We start from the raw sequence: 564 nt of genomic DNA, 5'->3' as shown, positions 1-564 counted from the left end.
TGCTCGACAAGATCCGTAGCGACGGCCGCACGATCCTGCTCATCGAGCACGACGTGAAGCTGGTGATGGGCTTGTGCAACCGCATGACGGTGCTCGATTACGGCAAGGTGATTGCCGAAGGTTTGCCGCAGGATGTGCAAAAGAATCCGGCGGTGATTGAAGCGTATCTGGGTTCGGGAGGCCATTGATGAGCGCAATGTTGACGATCAAGGGCCTGAAAGTCGCGTACGGCGGGATCAAGGCGGTCAAGGGGATCGACCTGAGCATCCAGCCGGGCGAGCTGGTCACGCTCATCGGCGCGAACGGTGCGGGCAAGACGACGACCATGAAGGCGATCACGGGCTTGCTGCCGTGGGCCGATGGCGACATCGAGTATCTGGGCAAGTCGATTCGCGGCGTGAAAGCGTTCGATCTGCTCAAGCAGGGGCTGGCGATGGTGCCGGAAGGTCGCGGCATCTTCACGCGCATGACCATCCTCGAGAACATGCAGATGGGGGCGTATCTGCGCAACGACAACGCGGGGATCAAGCAGGACGTCGACAAGATGTTCGGCATCTTCCCGCG

1 protein-coding gene and 1 pseudogene are annotated in these 564 nt (G+C 60.6%); both read left to right on the top strand.

What is annotated here, in order from left to right; translation table 11 throughout:
• Positions 1-188, top strand: a pseudogene (locus tag A9762_RS27810) (ABC transporter ATP-binding protein); the annotation flags it as partial.
• Positions 185-564: ATP-binding cassette domain-containing protein (locus A9762_RS27805; RefSeq protein ID WP_139133441.1), on the top strand; the 380-nt coding region annotated here is incomplete at its 3' end. The pseudogene A9762_RS27810 and the gene A9762_RS27805, both read left to right, overlap by 4 nt.

The organism is Pandoraea sp. ISTKB, assembly GCF_001721285.1.
Taxonomy (GTDB): Bacteria; Pseudomonadota; Gammaproteobacteria; order Burkholderiales; family Burkholderiaceae; genus Pandoraea; species Pandoraea capi.
The sequence above is the reverse complement of the archived record's forward strand: the minus strand, read 5'-3'. Positions and strand labels throughout refer to the sequence as shown.